The sequence below is a fragment of the Bellilinea sp. genome, assembly GCF_034432615.1.
In the GTDB taxonomy this organism is placed as follows: Bacteria; Chloroflexota; Anaerolineae; order Anaerolineales; family Anaerolineaceae; genus Bellilinea.
The window spans coordinates 1-2,869 of record NZ_DAOUBL010000021.1; the positions used below are offsets into that span (position 1 = coordinate 1).

A 2,869-nucleotide genomic window follows, 5' to 3' on the forward strand; every position below is an offset into this window, starting at 1 on the left:
ATTCCACTTACCGCCCCGGCTGTAAGGACTGACTTTTGCTTCATATACCCTTCCACCTGTGCGCAGATGACAACCCTCCTCCTTCCAGTCCAGGCAGTCAAACTGCGGAGAATGTACCTGCCAGCCGCTGGCCGAAAAGACGCTTTGAATATATTCCGCCGCCTGGCGATTGCCCCGGCTGCCTACACTCCGTCCGCCTGTTTTCACACACAGGAATTCCAAATGCTCTTTGACCAGTTCTTCCCAGTTTTGTGTATTCATACAAGATCCCTCCCAATAGCCAGAATCCTCACCCTGTACAAAATTTTAAATCGAAAGAATCGGATATACTTCCTACCAGAGGAGGATTAATCCCCTCCCTGAAGGTCGTGGAGTCACTTAATGCAAGATGGAATGGTCATGAAAGCGACCCGCCGCCATTTTAATCAATCCCTTTTTCGTCGCTGGCAGGCTTCCTGGCGAGATACACTGGTGTTGTTGCGTCAATTTCGTCTGCCCCTGCTGGTTTTTGCCGCTGCTTTGTTAGGGGCAGGTGCACTTTATCAGCAGCTGGCAATGCGCTTTGGCGAACCGGTGGATGGTTTCGTTGCTGCAGTGTATCTGATGCTGACCATTGCATTCCTGCAGCCAGCCGGAGAATTTCCTCATCATCCCATCTTACAAGTATTTTATTTCTTCATGCCAGTAATCGGCTTGTTGACGCTGGCACAGGGGCTGGCAGATTTTGGCATCATGCTTTTTAACCGCCGCGCGCGCAGTAAGGAGTGGGAAATGGCAATTGCTTCAACTTTTTCCAATCATATCATTCTGGTTGGATTGGGACATTTGGGTTATCGGGTGGTCGAGAAACTGCATTTTCTGGATGAAGCCGTGGTCGTCATTGAACTTGACCCCGCCGCCGATCTGGTCAACACGACCCAAAAAATGGGCATTCCGGTCATTCAGGATGATGCTTCGCGTCCAACAGCACTGGAGGCCGCTGGCATTGCCAAAGCCCGCGCCATTGTACTTTGTTCGCAAAATGATGCCTTGAACCTGAAAATAGCCCTCAAAGCCCGCAGCCTGAATCCTGATGTTAAAGTGATTATCCGTATTTTTGACGACGATTTCGCTGACGCGCTGCAGGCGCAATTCGGCTTCATTGCGATGAGCGCTACCGCCATGGCTGCGCCGGCGTTTGCCGCAGCAGCGGCCGGTACCGACATCACCAATCCCATTAATATTGAAGGGCAATCGCTCAGCCTCGCGCGCCTGCAAGTCAAATCCGGCTCACACCTTGCCGGTATATCCGTTGGAGAGGTTGAAAAAAATTATGATGTCAGTGTCGTGATGATAAAAGACAGCCTTCAGCAGGATATGCACCCTTCGGCCGAAAGGCGCATTCAGGCCGGCGAAACGCTGGTTATTTTAGGCGGTCTATCTCAATTGAACATTTTGCTTCGCGATAACTAAGGCTTAATTTCAAAAATGAACACGCCGCCCCGCCGGTAAATCAACACGACATCCGCACAGTTCAACAAAGCGTTGGGCTGTAAACTGCCGCGCCCTTCGCGGAGATAGACATACGCCGCCCCGCTTTCCTGCACCAACGACCGGAACGCCTCATCACAGGCAGAAAGGCGGCTGGCGCGCTCAGCCCAATCGTTGATGCGCTGAACTTCCCCGGCTTTCCCCAGGGTATATAACGCCGGTGGCAGAAGGGTTTGCCGTCCGGTGATCAGCGGCAGCCAGTAACCGCCATCCACCCCGCGAAAGACACCCGTCATCCACTGGGTGGTATTGATTAAAAAACGCGCATCTGGGGGCGTATTCTGGCGGATCCAGTCGAAAGCCTGCAGATCTGCGCGGCTAACAAAAACGGTTTCAGGATTGATGACCGAGCGGCTCTGCCACCCGCCCCATCCGATCATGCTCAGGGCCGCCGCAAGGAGCACCCCCTGCCCGGCCAGCCGCACAAAACGCCATGGAACACGCTCAACATGCTCCCCCAACCCAACCAGCCCGTTCGCCAGCAGCAGGGCCGCCGGCAAAAAGAGCACAATCGCCATGTGATCCGGGCGGATTGGGTTCAGGCGCAGCCCCCAGGGCAGCATCAGCAGGGCAATCACCAACCCCCAGGCTGCCAGCCGCCGCGCCCCGCCCTGAATCAGCGTCCACACCAACCCCAGCCCGGCAGCGGCGAACAAAATGTGACTGTAGCGCGGTCCTAAGAGATAGAGGATATAGTTCCAGTATTCTGCCTGCCCGCCATCCAGCGGCGAAACCAGCCAAACGCTGGCGCTCGCTCCAAATTGCCTCCAGATGCGCCACAACCACGGCGCAGCCAGCAGCACACCCCCGGCGGCGCTCAGGGCGGCGGTCAACGCGCTGCGCCGGTCTGGGGCATCCGCAGAAGTCGGCCTGCCCCGCCAGCGGCGGAGCAGCCCTTCAGCCAGCACCAGCGCCACCCAAAAAGCCAGCAGCAGCAGAGCAGTCAGGTGAGTCAGGGCAACCCCGGCAGTGAGCAGCACCACATGTATCCGCTCGGCATTTCGCGAAGACGGGCGGGCAACCCGTTCAACCGCCAGCATGGCCAGCGGCAGCAGTACCAGACCGGCGGAAAGCGTGTAGCGCCCCCAGGTGACATAATAGGCCGGCATTTGAAAGGCAAACGCCACCAGCAGCGCGGCAAGAGCGGCCCGCTTCCAATCCCCCCACCAGCCCTTCGCCAGCCGGTAAACCGAGAGCGCAATCAGCCCATTGAGCGCCTGCCCGAACACCAGCACACCGGCAGGCGCATCCCAGCCGCTCAGCTAGACAAACCACGCCGTAACGAGATGGAAGCCAAAATGGTAGGCAAGGTCTGCGTTGACCTGCGGTGCAAGGCTGG

At 57.0% G+C, this 2,869-nt stretch carries 2 protein-coding genes and 1 pseudogene; 1 reads left to right on the plus strand and 2 read right to left on the minus strand.

Features of this window, described 5'->3' with window-relative positions; translation table 11 throughout:
* Positions 1–261, minus strand: a pseudogene (locus VAE48_RS01115) (hypothetical protein); the annotation flags it as partial.
* A 120-nt stretch (positions 262–381) separates the two neighbouring features.
* Between VAE48_RS01115 and VAE48_RS01120 the strand changes: the two are divergent.
* Positions 382–1,452, plus strand: coding sequence for an NAD-binding protein (locus VAE48_RS01120; RefSeq protein ID WP_322791466.1), 1,071 nt, complete (start codon positions 382–384; stop codon positions 1,450–1,452).
* Here VAE48_RS01120 and VAE48_RS01125 read toward each other — a convergent pair.
* Entirely contained in the window at positions 1,449–2,765 is a 1,317-nt protein-coding gene (locus tag VAE48_RS01125) for a DUF6541 family protein (protein ID WP_322791467.1), read from the minus strand. The two genes, VAE48_RS01120 and VAE48_RS01125, sit on opposite strands and share 4 nt — an antisense overlap.
* Positions 2,766–2,869: the final 104 nt, after the last annotated feature.